General features: G+C 67.5%; 14 protein-coding genes. 10 read left to right on the top strand and 4 right to left on the bottom strand.

Annotated elements, in window-relative coordinates:
- The coding region (locus A9X03_RS16585; RefSeq protein WP_156737729.1) for a response regulator transcription factor at positions 1 to 384 on the bottom strand (384 nt) is incomplete at its 3' end.
- Between the two features lie 107 nt (positions 385 to 491).
- Here A9X03_RS16585 and A9X03_RS16580 point away from each other — a divergent pair.
- Together A9X03_RS16580 and A9X03_RS16575 are read left to right on the top strand one after the other, a co-directional pair.
- Positions 492 to 1,712, top strand: a complete 1,221-nt coding sequence (locus tag A9X03_RS16580) for a sensor histidine kinase (protein WP_067759754.1) — start codon at positions 492 to 494, stop codon at positions 1,710 to 1,712.
- A 63-nt stretch (positions 1,713 to 1,775) separates the two neighbouring features.
- The gene (locus A9X03_RS16575) at positions 1,776 to 2,150 is read left to right on the top strand and encodes a limonene-1,2-epoxide hydrolase family protein (protein WP_067759748.1); all 375 of its coding nucleotides are present in this window, start codon (positions 1,776 to 1,778) and stop codon (positions 2,148 to 2,150) included.
- Here the strand turns inward: A9X03_RS16575 and A9X03_RS16570 are convergent.
- Together A9X03_RS16570 and A9X03_RS16565 are read right to left on the bottom strand one after the other, a co-directional pair.
- Positions 2,147 to 3,766, bottom strand: coding sequence for an FAD-dependent oxidoreductase (locus A9X03_RS16570; RefSeq protein WP_067759743.1), 1,620 nt, complete (start codon positions 3,764 to 3,766; stop codon positions 2,147 to 2,149). The two genes, A9X03_RS16575 and A9X03_RS16570, sit on opposite strands and share 4 nt — an antisense overlap.
- A gap of 14 nt (positions 3,767 to 3,780) precedes the next feature.
- Positions 3,781 to 4,458, bottom strand: coding sequence for an IclR family transcriptional regulator (locus A9X03_RS16565; RefSeq protein WP_067759737.1), 678 nt, complete (start codon positions 4,456 to 4,458; stop codon positions 3,781 to 3,783).
- Between the two features lie 124 nt (positions 4,459 to 4,582).
- On the opposite strand from A9X03_RS16565, the gene A9X03_RS16560 reads away from it, so the two are divergent.
- The 8 genes from A9X03_RS16560 to A9X03_RS16525 are packed head-to-tail and all read left to right on the top strand — an operon-like array spanning position 4,583 to position 13,730.
- Positions 4,583 to 5,446, top strand: a complete 864-nt coding sequence (locus A9X03_RS16560; RefSeq protein ID WP_067759732.1) for an alpha/beta fold hydrolase — start codon at positions 4,583 to 4,585, stop codon at positions 5,444 to 5,446.
- Positions 5,446 to 7,152 (top strand): bifunctional 3-(3-hydroxy-phenyl)propionate/3-hydroxycinnamic acid hydroxylase, encoded by a 1,707-nt coding sequence (locus tag A9X03_RS16555; RefSeq protein WP_067759727.1) that lies wholly within the window; start codon positions 5,446 to 5,448, stop codon positions 7,150 to 7,152. The genes A9X03_RS16560 and A9X03_RS16555 overlap by 1 nt, the downstream gene beginning before the upstream one ends.
- Positions 7,100 to 8,017, top strand: coding sequence for a 3-carboxyethylcatechol 2,3-dioxygenase (locus A9X03_RS16550; protein ID WP_067759723.1), 918 nt, complete (start codon positions 7,100 to 7,102; stop codon positions 8,015 to 8,017). The genes A9X03_RS16555 and A9X03_RS16550 overlap by 53 nt, the downstream gene beginning before the upstream one ends.
- Positions 8,014 to 9,750: an FAD-binding protein gene (locus A9X03_RS16545; protein ID WP_067759718.1), complete on the top strand. Its 1,737-nt coding sequence runs from the start codon at positions 8,014 to 8,016 to the stop codon at positions 9,748 to 9,750. Before A9X03_RS16550 ends, A9X03_RS16545 begins: the two co-directional genes overlap by 4 nt.
- A 3-nt stretch (positions 9,751 to 9,753) precedes the next feature.
- Complete coding sequence (locus A9X03_RS16540) at positions 9,754 to 11,061, top strand: LLM class flavin-dependent oxidoreductase (RefSeq protein WP_067759710.1); 1,308 nt, start codon at positions 9,754 to 9,756, stop codon at positions 11,059 to 11,061.
- A gap of 31 nt (positions 11,062 to 11,092) precedes the next feature.
- Positions 11,093 to 11,917 carry a coniferyl-alcohol dehydrogenase gene (locus tag A9X03_RS16535; protein WP_067759707.1) on the top strand — a complete coding sequence of 275 codons (825 nt, stop codon included), beginning with the start codon at positions 11,093 to 11,095 and terminating at the stop codon, positions 11,915 to 11,917.
- Positions 11,914 to 12,906, top strand: a complete 993-nt coding sequence (locus tag A9X03_RS16530; RefSeq protein ID WP_067891025.1) for a cyclase family protein — start codon at positions 11,914 to 11,916, stop codon at positions 12,904 to 12,906. Before A9X03_RS16535 ends, A9X03_RS16530 begins: the two co-directional genes overlap by 4 nt.
- Positions 12,906 to 13,730, top strand: a complete 825-nt coding sequence (locus A9X03_RS16525; protein ID WP_067891028.1) for an alpha/beta fold hydrolase — start codon at positions 12,906 to 12,908, stop codon at positions 13,728 to 13,730. The genes A9X03_RS16530 and A9X03_RS16525 overlap by 1 nt, the downstream gene beginning before the upstream one ends.
- On the opposite strand, the gene A9X03_RS16520 is transcribed toward A9X03_RS16525, so the two are convergent.
- Positions 13,727 to 15,361, bottom strand: a complete 1,635-nt coding sequence (locus A9X03_RS16520) for a multicopper oxidase family protein (RefSeq protein ID WP_067891031.1) — start codon at positions 15,359 to 15,361, stop codon at positions 13,727 to 13,729. The two genes, A9X03_RS16525 and A9X03_RS16520, sit on opposite strands and share 4 nt — an antisense overlap.
- Positions 15,362 to 15,433 lie beyond the last annotated feature (72 nt).

The following is a 15,433-nucleotide window of genomic DNA, read 5'->3' as shown; positions in this document are numbered from 1 at the left end:
CTGCGCGCAGTCGAGCACGGCCTTGACGATGTCGCTGCGCGTCGAGTCCTTGAGCACGAACCCGGCGGCGCCCTGCTGCAATGCCTGGTACACGATGGCCGGCTCGTCGTGCGCCGAAATCAGCAGCACGCGGGTCGGCAATTCCTGACTCCGCACCGCCGCGGCGACCTGCCCGCCATCCATGCCGGGCATGCGGAAGTCGAGCAGGGCGACGTCGGGCCGATGTTCTTTGATCAGTTCCAGTGCCGCCGAACCGTCGTCGGCCTCGCCGACCACGTTCACCGAACCGCTCGACGACAGGGCGCGCACGACGCCCTCACGAAACAGGGGGTGATCGTCGCCGACAACCACCCGCACCTTGTCGGGCGCTGCTGGGCCGGCCATGGCGATGAGTCTAGCCCGCAAAGCGTCCGCGGCAATCAGCGAAAACTCTGATGCACGCCTGGGCGCTTTGCCCCGAGAGAGCCGCCGCCGATGAGTACTGTGTTCGCGTGGCGGTCGCGAGCGACGCGGAACTGGGTCGGGTGCGCAGGCTTCATCAGCTGCGTTCGTATCGGCTTGCGTCGGTCCTCCGGGTCGGCGTGGTGGGCTTGATGATCGCTGCGATGCTCAGCGGCACCCGCCGGTCCGAGTGGACCCAGCAAACCGTGCTGATCGTGGTGTACGGCGTGGTGGCGCTCTTTGCTCTGACGCTGGCTTTCTCGCCGAGCCGGCGATGGCTCACCCGGGGGCGGCTGGCCCGCGTCGGCCGCCTGGAACCCTTTGCGTTCACGGTCATCGATGTGGTCCTGCTGACCGTCTTCCAGGTGTTGTCGACCAACGGGCTCCATCCGCTGCTCATCATGACGGCGCTGCCGGTCCTGATCGGGCTCGACGTCTCGTCTCGGCGGGCGGCCGTGGTGCTGCTCTTCTCGATGGTGGGGTTCGCGATCGCGGTGCTCGAGGACCCGGAAATGGTCGGATCGATCGGCGTGACCGAAGCCACGTTCCGGTTCCTGCTCTACGGATTCCTTTGTGTCACGGCGTTTGTCGCCGTCCGGGTGGAAGAACGGCACACCCGCTCGGTGGCCGGGCTCAGCACCCTGCGCGAGGAGCTGCTCGCCCAGACGATGACCGCTTCCGACGTCGAGCAGCGACGGATCTCGGAATCCATCCACGACGGACCGCTGCAGGACATCTTGGCGGTGCGCCAAGAGCTGGTCGAATTGGACTCGGCGCTACCGGGCGACGACCGGGTGGCGCGCGCGATGGCCGGTCTGCAGATGGCATCGGAGCGATTGCGGCAGGCCACGTTCGAGCTGCACCCCGCCGTCCTCGAGCAGGTCGGGTTGGCCGCGGCGGTCCAGCAGTTGGCGACGTTGACCACCCAGCGATCGAACATCGACATCTCGACCGACATCGATTACCCGATCCGCACTGAGATCGACGCGATAGTGTTCGGCGTGCTTCGCGAGTTGCTGTCCAACATCGTGCAGCATTCGCGGGCCCGTAGCGCTTCGGTGTTGCTCGGCTTCACGGACGGAACGTGCGTGTTGCACGTGGTCGACGACGGCGTGGGGTTCGACGACCAGACGGTGGCGCGCCGGCTCGGCGAGGGGCACATCGGATTGGCGTCGCACCGCGCCCGCGTGGAGGCCGCCGGGGGAACGTTCGTCTTCCTCGACACTCCGGTGGGCACCCACATCTGCGTCGAGGTACCGGTGCCAGACTGAACCGCGAGCCGCTCAGCGTCTTCGGTCTTGATTTGCTCCGCGGCGATGTGTTGCATGAGGGGCATGACACGTTCTGCCGATGAATTGGTGACGGAATTCTGCGAGCGTTGGGCATCGCCGGACCCGGACGAGATTGCCGCGTATTTCACCGAAGACGCGGTCTACCACAACATCCCGATGGATCCTGTGCATGGCCGCGAGGCCATACGCGAATTCATCGCGGGATTCCTGGCCGCGTTCGACGGAATCGACTTCAACGTGCACCGGCAGGTCGCCGACGGGTCGTTGGTGATGAACGAGCGCACCGATGTCATGCGCCGCAAGGACGGTGGATCGATCCCGTTGCCGGTGATGGGCGTTTTCGAAGTGCACGACGACCGGATAGCCGCGTGGCGCGACTATTTCGACATGGCAGCCATCACGAACGCCTTCAGTTAGCGCGACTCGAGGTCGACGGACTTCCCGGTAGCGGCCGCGTGACCGGCGCGGTATCCGAAAACCATTGCCGGGCCCAATGTCCCGCCGGCGCCACCGTAGGCGCGTCCCGTGACCCCACCCATCGCATTCCCGGCGGCGAACAGGCCCGGGATCGGCTCGCCGCCGACATGCAGCACCCGCCCGTCGCGGTCGGTGCGCGGACCGCCCTTCGTGCCCATCGCGCCGATGCACACCGGCACCGCATAGAACGGGGCGGTGTCGATCGGGCCGAGGGTCTTGCCCGCGGCTGTGGTCGCGCTGTCGTCGCCCCAGTAGCCGTCGTAGGCGCTGGAGCCGCGCCCGAAGTCGGGGTCGGCCCCGGCGGCCACGTGGCGGTTCCAGTCGTCGATGGTGCGGATCAAGCCGTCCGCGTCGATGCCGGTCTTCGCGGCCAGCTCGGTGAGGTCGGCGGACTCGCAAAACCAGTCCGGGACGGGCTGTCCCGGCTCGACGCCCAGGAATCCATAGCGCTGCAAATGAATTGAATCGAACACCATCCATCCGCGGTCGTTGACGTACCCGCCGCGGGGATCGAGGTAGTGAAAGGCGCCGGCCATGGAGTTGTAGTCGCACGCCTCGTTGACGAAGCGCCGCCCCGCCGAGTTGACGATGATGCTCCGCGGCCGAGTCCGCTCCAGGCGCACGCTGCGGCTGCGTTGCCTGCCGTCGATCGTGTCGCCCGGGATCTGGACGATCGGCACCCACCAGGCCTCGCCCATGTTGGCCAGGTCGGCGCCGTGCGCCATCGCCATGCGCAGGCCGTCTCCGGTGTTATGGGGCGGGGACACCGCGCCGTGCATCGGGCCGCGCAGGAATGCCCGCACCAAACCCGGATCCCATTCGAAGCCTCCGACGCCCAGGACGACTCCGCGGCGCGCGCGCACCCGAATGGTTCGCCCGGGCAACGCGATGCGCGCCCCGACGATTTCGCCGTCCTCGGCGATGAGCTCCTCGGCCCGGGCGTCGGTCCGGGGCGTGACCCCGGCGTCCAGCAATCCCTTGAGCAGACCCGCAATCAACGCCGTGCCTGCGACGCACAGGTCGCTGCCTTCGCCGACCGTCACGTGCAGGCGGGCCCTCGTTTCGGCATCGATACCGACGTTGGACCAGTCGGCGGGGAAGGCGGTGATCCGGTCGCCCCACTCGCCGAGCCGGTTCAGATCGAAGGGCCCCGCGCTCAGCGACCGCCCGCCGCCGGGACGGCCCCCCGGCAGCTCGGGCCGGTAGTCCGGGAAGCCGGTGGCGACCTCGAAGCGCAGGGCGCTGTGCGCCTCGATGAAGTCGAGCATCGCGGGACCGGTGTGCACGAAAGTCTCGACCAGCTCGTCGTCCATCGAACCCAGGGACTGCGCGCGCAGGTATCGCAGCGCGTCGGCCGGGGTCAATTCGCCTTCGGGAGAACGGTTGTGGGCGGGGATCCACACCACACCGCCCGACACCGCGGTCGTTCCGCCGACCGTCGACGCCTTTTCGAAAACCTCCACCGACGCGCCGGACGCGGCGGCGGTGAGTGCGGCGGTGAGCCCGGCGCCCCCGCTGCCGAGCACGACGACATCGACCTGCATGTCCCACGGCATGTATCGCTACCCCTTCAGCTCAGCAGGTCCGACAACTGTTGCGCGGCTTTGACGACCGCGTCCTTACCGCGCATCACGACGTCTTCCCGGTGCGAGATGAGGTTGATGCAGGTTGGCGGCGACGGCGGCGGGCGGCGCACCGCCACGGCGAGGCCATAAGTGTTGGGCTCGATCTCCCCGTACGTGCTCACCCAGCCGCGCTCACGCGCGCGGGTCACCAGGTCGCGCTCTCCCGGACGCGGCGGCATGCTCGCGAGCAACGCGATCCCGGCGGCGCCGCGGTCCAGCGGATATCGGCTGCCCTCGTGGAAGGACAGCTGATAGGCCACGTGGCTCGGCACGATTACCGCGATGGCCACCTGCTGGTCGCCTTCCGCGATGAGCAACGAGACCGTGGTGCCGAGCTCGTCGGCCAGGGCCCGCAGCGTCGGAAGGCTGACTTGGCGAACGTTGCGGTCGAACGCGGCGCCGAGTACTGCGAGGCCGGCTGCGGGACGGTAGCGGCCGTCCTCGCCCTTGGCCACCAACCGAAAGTCCGCCAGCGTCGTCAGCAATCGATAGGCGATGGTGCGGTGCACTCCGACCTGGTCGGCGAGCTGTTGCACGGTGAGGCCGCCGGGGGAATCCGCCACCAGTTGCAGCGCGGTCAGTCCCCTGGCCAGCGTCTGCGAACCCGTTCCCGAACCCGTCACAGCCTTGACAGACCCAGACGGGAGAGCGAAGCTCTATATATAACGCACATTAGTGTGCGATATTAGCACACGCGATACGCCGAAAACGAGAACGAGATTCCCACTCATCGGCCAGAGAGGAACCGTGGCGGAGTTCGAGAGCATCTGGAGCGATCTGCAGGGCGTCGCGTTTGAGCAGGGCTACCTCGACGCCGGCGGAGTGCGGACGCGCTACCTGCGCGCCGGCGACCCCGGCAAGCCGGTGCTGGTGTTGTTACACGGATCGGGCGGCCACGCCGAGGCATACGTCCGCAACCTCGCAGCGCACGCCGGGCACTTCTGGACCTGGTCGATCGACATGCTGGGGCACGGCTACACGGATAAGCCGGGCCACCCGCTGGAGGTCCGCCACTACGTCGAACACCTGATGGCCGTCCTGCGCGCGGTCGGCGTCGATCGCGCCTGCATCAGCGGTGAATCGCTGGGCGGCTGGGTGGCCGCCCGCGCCGCCATCGACCATCCGGACGTGGTGGACCGGCTCGTCCTGAACACCGCGGGCGGCTCGCAGGCCGACCCGGTCGTGATGAAGCGGATCATCACGCTGTCCATGGCCGCCGCCGAAGACCCGACCTGGGAGACGGTGCAGGCGCGGATCAAGTGGCTGATGGCCGACAAATCCAAGGACTACGACGACCTGGTCGCCAGCCGCCAACGCGTCTACCGTCAGCCGGGATTCGTCGACGCCATGCGCGACATCATGGCATTGCAGGACCCCGAGATTCGGGCGCGCAACATCATCGGCCCGGACGAATACGGTGCGATCACCGCGCCGACCCTGGTGTTGTGGACCAGTGACGACCCGACCGCCGACGTGACCGAGGGCCGCCGGATTGCGTCGATGATCCCCAACGCACGCTTCGAGGTGATGCCTGGCTGCGGTCACTGGCCGCAGTACGAGGACGCCAAGGCCTTCAACCGTTTGCACCTCGACTTCCTGCTGGGGCGGTGATGAGCGGCGACGGGCAGCAACCCGACTTCGACGTCGTGGTCGTCGGCGCCGGACCGGTCGGCCTGACGCTGGCCAACATCCTTGGCCTGCAAGGCATCCGAACGGTGCTGGTCGAAGAACGCGACACGCTGATCGACTATCCGCGCGGAGTGGGGCTCGACGACGAGGCGTTGCGGACGTTTCAGTCGATCGGGCTGGCCGACCGGGTCGTGCCCCACACGGTGCCCAACCAGATCCTGCGTTTCGTCGACGCGAAACGGCGCGTGCTCGCCGAAATGGCCCCGCCCGACGCGCGTTTCGGGTGGCCGAAGCGCAACGGCTTCGTGCAACCCCTCGTCGACGCCGAATTGCTCACCGGCCTGGACCGGTTCGAGCACGTCGAGGTGTGGTGGGGGCGACCGATGACGGGGTGCCGTGAAGACGCCGGTGGGGTGACCGTCGAGCTCGGCGGGCACGACCACGAAACGTCCAGCCTGCGAGCGCGTTACGTCGTCGGTTGCGACGGGGGCCGAAGCACGACTCGCCGCATGATGGACGTGTCGTTCGACGGGACGACATCGTCGACGCGCTGGCTGGTGGTCGACATCGCCAACGACCCGCTCGGGCACCCCAACAGCGAGGTCGGCGCCGATCCCGAACGGCCGTACGCATCGATCTCGATCGCACACGGAATCCGGCGGTTCGAGTTCATGATCCACGCCCACGAGACCGACGAGCAGGCCGAAGATCCGGCGTTCCTGACGCAGATGCTGGCCCGGATGGTGCCGCACCCGGAGCGGGTCGACGTGATCCGGCGGCGCGTCTACACCCATCACTCGCGGATCGCCGGGGCGTTCCGCAAGGGTCGGCTGCTGCTGGCCGGCGACGCCGCGCACCTGATGCCGGTCTGGCAGGGTCAGGGCTACAACAGCGGAATCCGCGACGCGGCCAACCTGGGTTGGAAGCTGGCCGCGGTGGTGAGCGGTCGGGCCGGCGACAAGCTGCTGGACACCTATGACGTGGAGCGCCGCAAGCACGCGCGGGCGATGATCGACCTGTCCACGATGGTGGGTCGAGTGATCTCGCCGACCAACCGGCGCGTGGCCGGTGCGCGAGACCTGCTGGTGCGGTCGGCGTCGATCGTGCCGTCGCTCAAGCGATATGTGCTGGAGATGCGGTTCAAGCCGATGCCGCGCTACGAACAAGGAGCCGTCGTGCACGCCGCCCCGGGGCGGGCGGATTCGCCGGTGGGCACGCTGTTCATCCAGCCGCGGGTCGATACCCGCGAAAACGACAACGTGCTGTTGGACGACGTCATCGGTGACTGGTTCGCCGTGCTGTGCTGGAACAACGACCCCCGCCAGATCCTCGGCGACGTCGCCTTCGCGAACTGGAAAGCGCTGGGCGCGAAGTTCATTGCGCTGCGGCCCGTGACCCAGCTGCACTGGACCGGTCACGACCATCCCGACGTGGTGGTCGTGGGGGACCCCACCGGTGCCGTCAAGTCCTGGTTCGACACCCACCAGGAGTCGGTGCTGTTCCTGCGTCCGGACCGCTGTATCGCCGGCGCCTGCATCGCCCAGCGCGCCCCCGACCTGAGCGCCGCACTCCTCGCCGCGCTCACCCTCACGCCACGAGGGGGTGATCCGCAAAGTGGCACTGGCTCTGTGCTGTATGTCGCACAGCCCGCTCCTGAATCTTCCGGGGCCGTCGCAGGACCTGCTTGACGACATCGAGGGAGCGATCGCCGACGCGCGCCGCTTCGTCGACGACTACGATCCCGAACTCGTCGTCAGCTTCTCCCCGGACCACTACAACGGGTTCTTCTACAAGATGATGCCGCCCTTCTGCATCGGCACGGGCGCCAACGGGATTGGGGACTACGGCACCCATGCCGGTCCGCTCGACGTTCCCGAGAAGCTCGCGACCGACTGCGCGAAAGCCGTGCTCGACGCCGGGGTCGACGTCGCGGTCTCGGCCTGCATGGACGTGGACCACGGCACCGTCCAGCCGCTGGAAAAGCTGTTCGGCGCGGCGACCGCGCGCCCGGTGATACCCATCTTCATCAATGCGATCGGCGTGCCGCTGGGGCCGTTACATCGTTGCCGGGCACTCGGTACCGCCGTCGGCAGCTACCTGGCCACGCTGGACAAGCGGGTATTGGTGCTGGGCTCGGGTGGGCTCTCGCACAGCCCGCCGGTGCCCACGCTGGCGACCGCGCCGGCACCCGTGCGGGAGCGCATCGTGCACGGTCGGCCGATGACACCCGAACAGCGCCAGGCCCGGCAGTCTGCCGTGATCGATGCGGCCAAGAGTTTCGCCGCCGGCGACAGCGACCTGCAACCGCTGAACCCGATGTGGGATCAGCGGTTCCTCGAGATCATCGACGGCGGATGGCTCACCGAACTCGACCAGTGGTCCAATTCGTTCGTGACCCACGAGGGCGGCAGCTCCGCCCAGGAGATCAGAACGTGGGTCGCCGCATTCGGGGCGCTGGCGAGCGCGGGCCCCTACGAAACCGTCGGGCGCTACTACAAGCCCGCCCCCGAACTGATCGCCGGATTCGCCATCAGGACGGCGGTACCGAAATGACGGCCACGACAGACGGTTTCGACCATGTCGTCGACGTTCTCGTCGTCGGGTCGGGTGGCGGCGGCATGACGGCCGCGCTCACCGCCCAGGCCGCGGGTCTGGACGCGCTGGTGGTGGAGAAGTCACCGTGCTTCGGCGGCTCCACCGCCCTGTCCGGGGGTGGCATCTGGGTGCCGGGGGCGCCCGCGCAGCGCAGGGAGGGCTACGTCCCGGAACCCGATCGCGTCATCGAATACCTGCGGCTGATCACCGAAGGACTGGTGAGCGAGTCGCGAATCCGGCAGTACGTCGAGTCCGCACCGAAAATGCTCGGGTTCCTGGAGCGGCTCTCCGGATGGTGCGAGTTCGTCTGGAAGCCGGGCTACGCCGACTACTATCCGGAGCTGCCCGGCGGATCGGACCTCGGCAGCACCATCAACGTCCCGCCCATAGACCTGCGGGAGCTGGGGCCCGACGAACAACTGCTGCTGAAGCCGCTGGCATTCGCGCCCAGAGGAATCTGGCTGGGGCCCAAGGAGCTTCGGACCTTTTACCGCATCCGGCAATCGTGGGCCGGCAAGGGCGTGTTGCTGAAGCTGATCGGGCGGATGGTCCGGGCACGGGTGTTCGGTGAGCGGATGGCGGCGATCGGGCAGTCCTTGGCCGCTCGGCTCAGATTGACCATGCGGGAGCGCGGCATCCCGCTGTGGCTCGACTCGCCGATGACCGAGCTGCTCGCCGACGCCGACGGATCGGTGACCGGTGTGGTGGTGGAAAGGGACGGCGAAGCGCGGCGCATCGGCGCGCGTCTCGGCGTCATCCTGGCCTCCGGTGGCTTCGACCATGACCTGGCCTGGCGCAAGGAACTGCTACCCGTGGTGGATCAGGACTGGAGCTTCGGCAACCCCGCCGCCATGGGCGACGGCATCCGCGCGGCCCAGAAGCTGGGTGCCGCAGTCGAGTTGCTCGACGAGGCGTGGTGGTTTCCCGCCATCCAATGGCCGGACGGCCGGATGCAGTTCATGCTCAACGAGCGCATGATGCCGGCGCAGTTCATCGTCAACGGCGACGGCAAGCGCTTCGTCAACGAGGCGGCGCCCTACATGGACTTCGGCCACGCCATGATCGACGGACAAAGGACCGGGGTCACCCACATCCCCTGTTGGCTGATCACCGACCACAGGTCGTGGAATCGCTACGTCATCGGAGGCCACCTCCCGATACCCAAGATCCCGGGTGCACCGGTGCCCACCGGCCGCAAGGTCCCCGCGGCGTGGCTGGAATCGGGCGTGGTCAAGGCCGCGATGAGCTGGGACGAGATGGCGGACCGCATCGGCGTGCCTGTCGACCATCTTTCCCAAACCGCCCGCCGTTTCAACGAACTCGCCCGCAATGGTCACGACGACGATTTCCACCGCGGCGACAGCGTCTACGACAACTACTATGGCGATCCCACACTGCCCAATCCCAACCTCCATCCGCTGGGCGACCCGCCGTATTACGCGTTCCGGATCGTCCTCGGTGACCTCGGGACGTCCGGGGGCCTGAGCACCGACGAATACGCGCGGGTGCTGCGGGACGACGCCTCGGTGGTGCCGGGACTGTACGCGGTGGGTAACACCTCCGCGCCGGTGATGGGCCGCAGCTACGCCGGCGCGGGGGCGACCATCGGCCCCGCCATGACGTTCGGCTTCGTCGCAGCGAATCACATTGCCGCACATGCCGCCAAAACCCTTAATTCTCATAGGAGGTAACAAATGAAGGTCTCGCTGTTCTACGAGTTCGCCCTGCCACGGCCCTGGGCACCCGACGACGAACACGTCATGATGCAGGAGTGCCTCGACGAGGTCGAGGCGGCCGACAAGGCCGGCTTCTCCACCGTCTGGCTCACCGAGCACCACTTCCTCGAGGAGTACTGCCACTCGACGGCGCCGGAGATCTTCCTGGCCGCGGCCAGCCAGCGGACCAAGAGCATCCGGCTCGGATTCGGCATCATGCACCTGCCGCCGGTGGTCAATCACCCTGCCCGGGTCGCCGAACGCATCGCCACCCTCGACCTGCTCTCCAACGGCCGAGTCGAGTTCGGCACCGGGGAATCGTCCTCCGTGGGCGAACTCGGCGGGTTCAACATCGATCCCGCCGACAAGCGGGCCCAGTGGGAAGAGGCCCTCGAGGTCTCGATCCGCTGCATGATCGAGGAGCCGTTCTCCGGCTTCGACGGCGAGCACGTCCAGATGCCGGCGCGCAACGTTGTTCCCAAGCCGCTGCAAAAGCCCCACCCGCCGGTCTGGGTGGCCTGCACGCGGCCGGCGAGCGTGCAAATGGCAGCCCAAAAGGCAATCGGCGCCTTGAGTTTCGCCTACACCGGTCCCGGCCCGCTGACCGAGCGGGTGAACGGGTACTACAAGGAGTTCGAAGAGAACGGCGTGCCCGTCACGCCGCGCATCAATCCGAACATCCTGGCCATCGGGGGCGACCTGTCGATGATGGTCGCCAAGACCGACGAGCAGGCGCTGCAACGGCTGGGACAGGGCGGCGGCTTCTTCTCGTTCGGCATCATGCACTACTACATGACGGGCGTTCACACCCCCGGGCGGACCGGGGTATGGAAGCGGTACCTGGAAGAGGTCGAGAAGGATCCGACGCTGGCCTACGGCCCCGGGCGTGGCGCGATCGGATCGCCCGCCACCGTGCGTGAATTCCTGCGCGGCTACGAGGAAAGCGGTGTCGACGAGATCATCCTGCTGCTCAACCCGCGCAGCCACGAGGGCACGATGGAATCCATCGAGTTGATGGGCTCCGACGTGCTGCCCGAATTCATCGAGCGCGACGCCAAGGCGGTAATCGAGAAGGCCAAGCGGTTGGAGCCCGTCATCGAGAAGGTGGAGGCGCGGCGGCCGCAATCCAGCGCGCCGCAGTTCGACGAGAAGTACTCATTCGGTGGGCTGCCCACCGGCCGGGGCGGTAAGTTCACCGCCAGCGAAATCCCCGAAGCGATGGCGGAGATCAACGAGGGCCGGGTGCAGGCGGCCCAGCGGTTGAAGGAACAACAGCAGAACAAGTGACTCCGGGAGGTCGCTGAAACAGGAGACGGCCTTGGGATCGATCGACGAGCTCTGGCGCTACGACGGCCGCCGTGCGGTGGTGACCGGGTGCGCCTCGGGCATCGGGGGGCAGCTGGTTCGCCAACTCACCGAACTCGGTGCCGACGTCGTCGGGCTGGACAGGCTGCGACCGGACGTGCAGCTCAACGACTTTCGTGAGGTGGACCTGGCTGTCCAGGGTTCGATCGATGACGCCGTCGCCTCGATCGGCGGGCCGGTCGACGCGCTTTTCAACGTCGCCGGCGTCTCGTCCGGGATCGGCGACCCCGCCCTCGTTGCCACGGTGAACTTCCTGGGCCTGCGCCATTTCACCGAGGCGCTGGTTCCCAAGATGGTCGCGGGATCGTCGATCGTGAGCGTGTCCTCGCTCGCGGCGGCCGCCTATCGCGAACACGTGGCGCTGGTCGCGCCCCTGCTGAACACCGCGACGATGCGGGAGGGCATCGAGTGGTGCCACGCCAATCCCCAGGGCCTCGGCAACGGCTACCAACTGTCCAAAGAGGCGATCATCTTCTACACCATGCGAAGCGCTACACCGCTGGGTGCCAGGGGCATCCGCATCAACTGCACCGGCCCCGGGGTCACCGAGACCCCGATCCTCGACCAGCTCCGGACTGCGTACGGGCAGGGATTCCTCGACGACATCCCCAAGCCGTTGGGTCGGGTCTCCGACCCCGAAGAGCAGGCCGCGGTATTGCTCTTCTTGAATAGTGGTGCAGCCAGCTACATCACGGGCCAGGTCATCTGGGTCGACGGCGGAAACGTGGGCGCCGCGATTGCGCGTGACCTCTTACCAAGGCAGGAAGGAGCCCGGTGACCGACTTGACCGACTTCCGTCGGGCCGCGCGCGACGTCTCCAACTGGGGACGGTGGGGCGACGACGACGAGCTAGGCACCCTCAACTTCATCACCGCGGACAAGGTAGCCCAGGCCGCGAGTCTGGTGAGGCACGGCAAGGTGTTCCCGCTCGGCGTGGACTTCGGCGCCTCGGGTCCGCAGGGCGCGTTCGAGTTCCGGCACAACCCGGTCCACATCATGACCGTCGACGGCGGCGACGTGCACACGCTGGCCAAGTACGGGCCGAACTGGCCGCGTAACCCGTTGGCCCACCAGCTGAGTGGCTACATGACGGCCGACAACCCGTTCCGGTTCAACGACGACATCATCATCATGCCGTTGCAGGCGGCGAGCCAGTGGGATGCGCTGTCCCACGTCTACTACGACGACCACCTCTACAACGGTTTCGCGGCGGATTCGGTGACCAGCATGGGCGCCTACCACTGCGGTATCGACAAGGTCGACGTCAAGGGCATCACCTCCCGCGGCGTGCTGCTGGACCTGGTTCGCCACCGCGGGGCGGAGGTCTTCCTCGAAGCCGGGAATCCGATCTCGCCGGAGGAACTCGACGACGTGGTTCGCGCCCAGGGCGTGACCATCGGCCGGGGCGACATCGTGCTCATCCGGACCGGCTGGTGGACAAGGTTTCTCATGACCGGAGACAAGACGGAAGGCTACTCCGGGCTCGACTGGCGGTGCGCCCACTGGCTGCACGATCACGAGATCGCGGCCGTCGCCGCCGACAACCTTCAGGTCGAAGACCTGGTGTCCGGCATCGACGGAATCACCTTCCCCCTGCACCTGCTCTGCCTGCGCGACATGGGGATGATCTTCGGCGAATACTGGGACCTCACCGCGCTCGCCGAGGACTGCGCCGCCGACGGCGTGTACGAGTTCCAGCTCGTCGCGCCGCCCCTGCGGGTGGTCGGGGCGGTCGGCTCTCCGGTCAACCCGATCGCGATCAAGTGATGGCCTTCGCGCGCAAGAGCATGCTGGTGGACGGCCTGACGACCGGCTACCTTGAGGCGGGCGACGGCGAGCCGGTGGTGCTGCTGCACGGCGGTGAATTCGGCGCGAGCGCCGAGCTGGGCTGGGAACGCAACATCGCGGCGCTGGCCGGCCGATACCGGGTGCTCGCACCGGACCAGCTGGGCTTCGGGGCCTCGGCGAAGGTCATCGATTTCGTCGACGGGCGCGGGATGCGGATCCGGCACGTGGCGCGGTTCTGTGAACTGCTCGGCGTCGACTCGGCGCACTTCGTCGGCAACTCGATGGGCGCCATCAACCTGCTCACCGACGCCACGGCGGACACGTCGCTGCTACCGGTCCGCAGCCTGACGATCATCTGCGGGGGCGGAGACATCCAGCAGAACAAACACTTTGCGGCGCTGCAGGAGTACGACGCGACGCTCCCGGCCATGCGGCGCATCGTCGAAGCCCTGTTCCACGACCCCGGCTATCCGGACGACGAGCAATACGTGGGACGCCGCTACGAGTCGAGTACCGCGCCGGGTGCGTGGGAGGCGGTGGCGGCGGCGCGTTTTCGCCGCCCGGGCTCGTCACGTCCCCCCACCCCGTCGAGCGCGCGGGTCTACCAGCGCATCAGCGTGCCGACGTTGGTCGTCGAAGGGGGAGACGACAAGCTGCTGCCGGCCGGCTGGTCCGCCCAGATCGCCAAGCAGATCGACGGTGCCCGCTCCGTCGTGGTCGACAGGGCCGGCCACTGCCCACAGATCGAGCAGTCGGCAGCGGTGAACGGTCTGCTGCTCGATTTCCTCGCCGCGAACGTTTAGAACACGTAGTCCAGCCGGGTCTGCATGCCTGCCTCTTGGTGATAGGTGTTGTGGCAGTGCAACATCCACAAACCCGGATTGTCGGCCACCAGCACGGCGAGCAGTTTCTGGTTGGGCAGCACCATCAGGGTGTCCTTGCGGGGTCCGGGGCTTCCGTCGGCCTTGATCAGTTGGAAAGTGTGGCCGTGCAGGTGAATCGGGTGATACATCATCGTGGTGTTGTCGAACGTGATCGTGGGGCGTTCACCCTGCCGGACGTGCAACGGTTCGGTGTCGCTGTAGGGCTTTCCATTGATAGTCCAGTTGTACTGGACCATGTTGCCGCCCAACACCACCGGGAGGTTCAGGCCCGGCTGCGGCCGGCCCAGGTTCACCGGCGTTGTGGCCGTGAACATCTCGACCGTGCCCACCCGTCGATTGAGCTCCGGCGGTTGGAATCCGGGGTCGGGCGGGCCGCCCGCGCCGGTGGACAGCAGCGCGCGGGCCAGAGCGTTCTTTCCCTCCGCGAGTGCGACCAAGGGGAATACGCCGTCGGCGGCGGTCACGATGACGTCGTAGCGCTCGGCCATCCCGATCAGCAGCGCGTCGACCTGGGTGGGGACCACGGGGTAACCGTCGGTGTGGGTGACCGTCATCGAATGACCGGCCAGCGCGACGCGGAACGTGGTGTCGGAGCCGGTGTTGATGAAGCGGATCCGGATGCGCTGCCCCGGCTTCGCGCTGAAGCTCATGGGAGCGGCGGGGATTCGGCCGTTGATCAGGTAGTAGGGGTAAGCGATGTCGCCGGCGTCGCCGCCGATCAGATCGCTTCTGCCCACGCTGCCGCCAGAGGTCGCGGCCGTCGGGGGCGGCGGGCTTGTCGAGCTGGTCGGGCTGGTCGACGTTGCCGAGGTCTCACTCGTCGACGTCGTCGTGGGCGTCTCACTCGTGGTGGAAGTGGTGGTCGTCGTCGGGGGCGCGCTTGGCGGGGCGGGCTTGTTCGGGCTGGTCAGTTCGGTGTAGAGCTGCTGAGGCGACTTTCCGATGCCGTCGGTCCAGTCATCAAGTACCACAATCCATTCGGCATCGTAATTGCCCTCCGTCGGGTCGTCGACGATGACCGGCAGGTAGAGACCCGTGTCGGCGTCCAGGCCGCCGGTATGCGGATGGGCCCAGTAGGTGCCCGCATTCGGGACGGAGAAGCGGTAGGTGAAGTCCTGGCCGGCCGGGATGTTCGGGCTGGCGGGCGCGGCGCCGTCCATGTCGTTGCGCAGCGCGATGCCGTGCCAGTGCACCGACGTCGGGTGGTCGAGCCGGTTCGACACGTTCACCACCAGCTCGTCACCGATTCGCGCCCGAATCGGCGCTCCGGGGATCGAGTTCCCGTAGGCCAGCGTGCGGACAACGGGACCGCCGAGGTCGATCTGGACCGATTGAGCGGTCAGGCTGGCGGTGACGGTGCGGCCGCTGTGCGGCCGGGCGGCCTCGGCGGCGTCAATGGCGGCGGCCATCTGGGCGTCGCCCGACAGCGCGGGCTTGGATTGACTGCACGCCGTCAGCGCGAACCCCCCGGCGATGCCGGCGGCGATGAATCCTCGCCTGGTGAGGAGCGTTTGCTCGAAGGGGGCACCACTTGCGGGTTGCACACGCATCGATCGCTCCTCGTTTGCTCGACTCGTCCCCCTGTCTTATACCGCGTCCGGGCGGCCCGCGGAGCGCAACGG

The organism is Mycobacterium sp. E1715 (assembly GCF_001667625.1).
In the GTDB taxonomy this organism is placed as follows: domain Bacteria; phylum Actinomycetota; class Actinomycetes; order Mycobacteriales; family Mycobacteriaceae; genus Mycobacterium.
This window is presented reverse-complemented; position numbering and strand designations above follow the sequence as displayed.

Excerpts from the sequence above, each read along its gene's own strand:
- A9X03_RS16525 (WP_067891028.1), top strand. The coding sequence starts at position 12,906 with ATGGCCTTCGCGCGCAAGAGCATGCTGGTGGACGGCCTGACGACCGGC.
- A9X03_RS16570 (WP_067759743.1), bottom strand. The coding sequence starts at position 3,766 with ATGCCGTGGGACATGCAGGTCGATGTCGTCGTGCTCGGCAGCGGGGGC.
- A9X03_RS16575 (WP_067759748.1), top strand. The coding sequence starts at position 1,776 with ATGACACGTTCTGCCGATGAATTGGTGACGGAATTCTGCGAGCGTTGG.
- A9X03_RS16540 (WP_067759710.1), top strand. The coding sequence starts at position 9,754 with ATGAAGGTCTCGCTGTTCTACGAGTTCGCCCTGCCACGGCCCTGGGCA.
- A9X03_RS16520 (WP_067891031.1), bottom strand. The coding sequence starts at position 15,361 with ATGCGTGTGCAACCCGCAAGTGGTGCCCCCTTCGAGCAAACGCTCCTC.
- A9X03_RS16545 (WP_067759718.1), top strand. The coding sequence starts at position 8,014 with ATGACGGCCACGACAGACGGTTTCGACCATGTCGTCGACGTTCTCGTC.
- A9X03_RS16555 (WP_067759727.1), top strand. The coding sequence starts at position 5,446 with ATGAGCGGCGACGGGCAGCAACCCGACTTCGACGTCGTGGTCGTCGGC.
- A9X03_RS16550 (WP_067759723.1), top strand. The coding sequence starts at position 7,100 with ATGTCGCACAGCCCGCTCCTGAATCTTCCGGGGCCGTCGCAGGACCTG.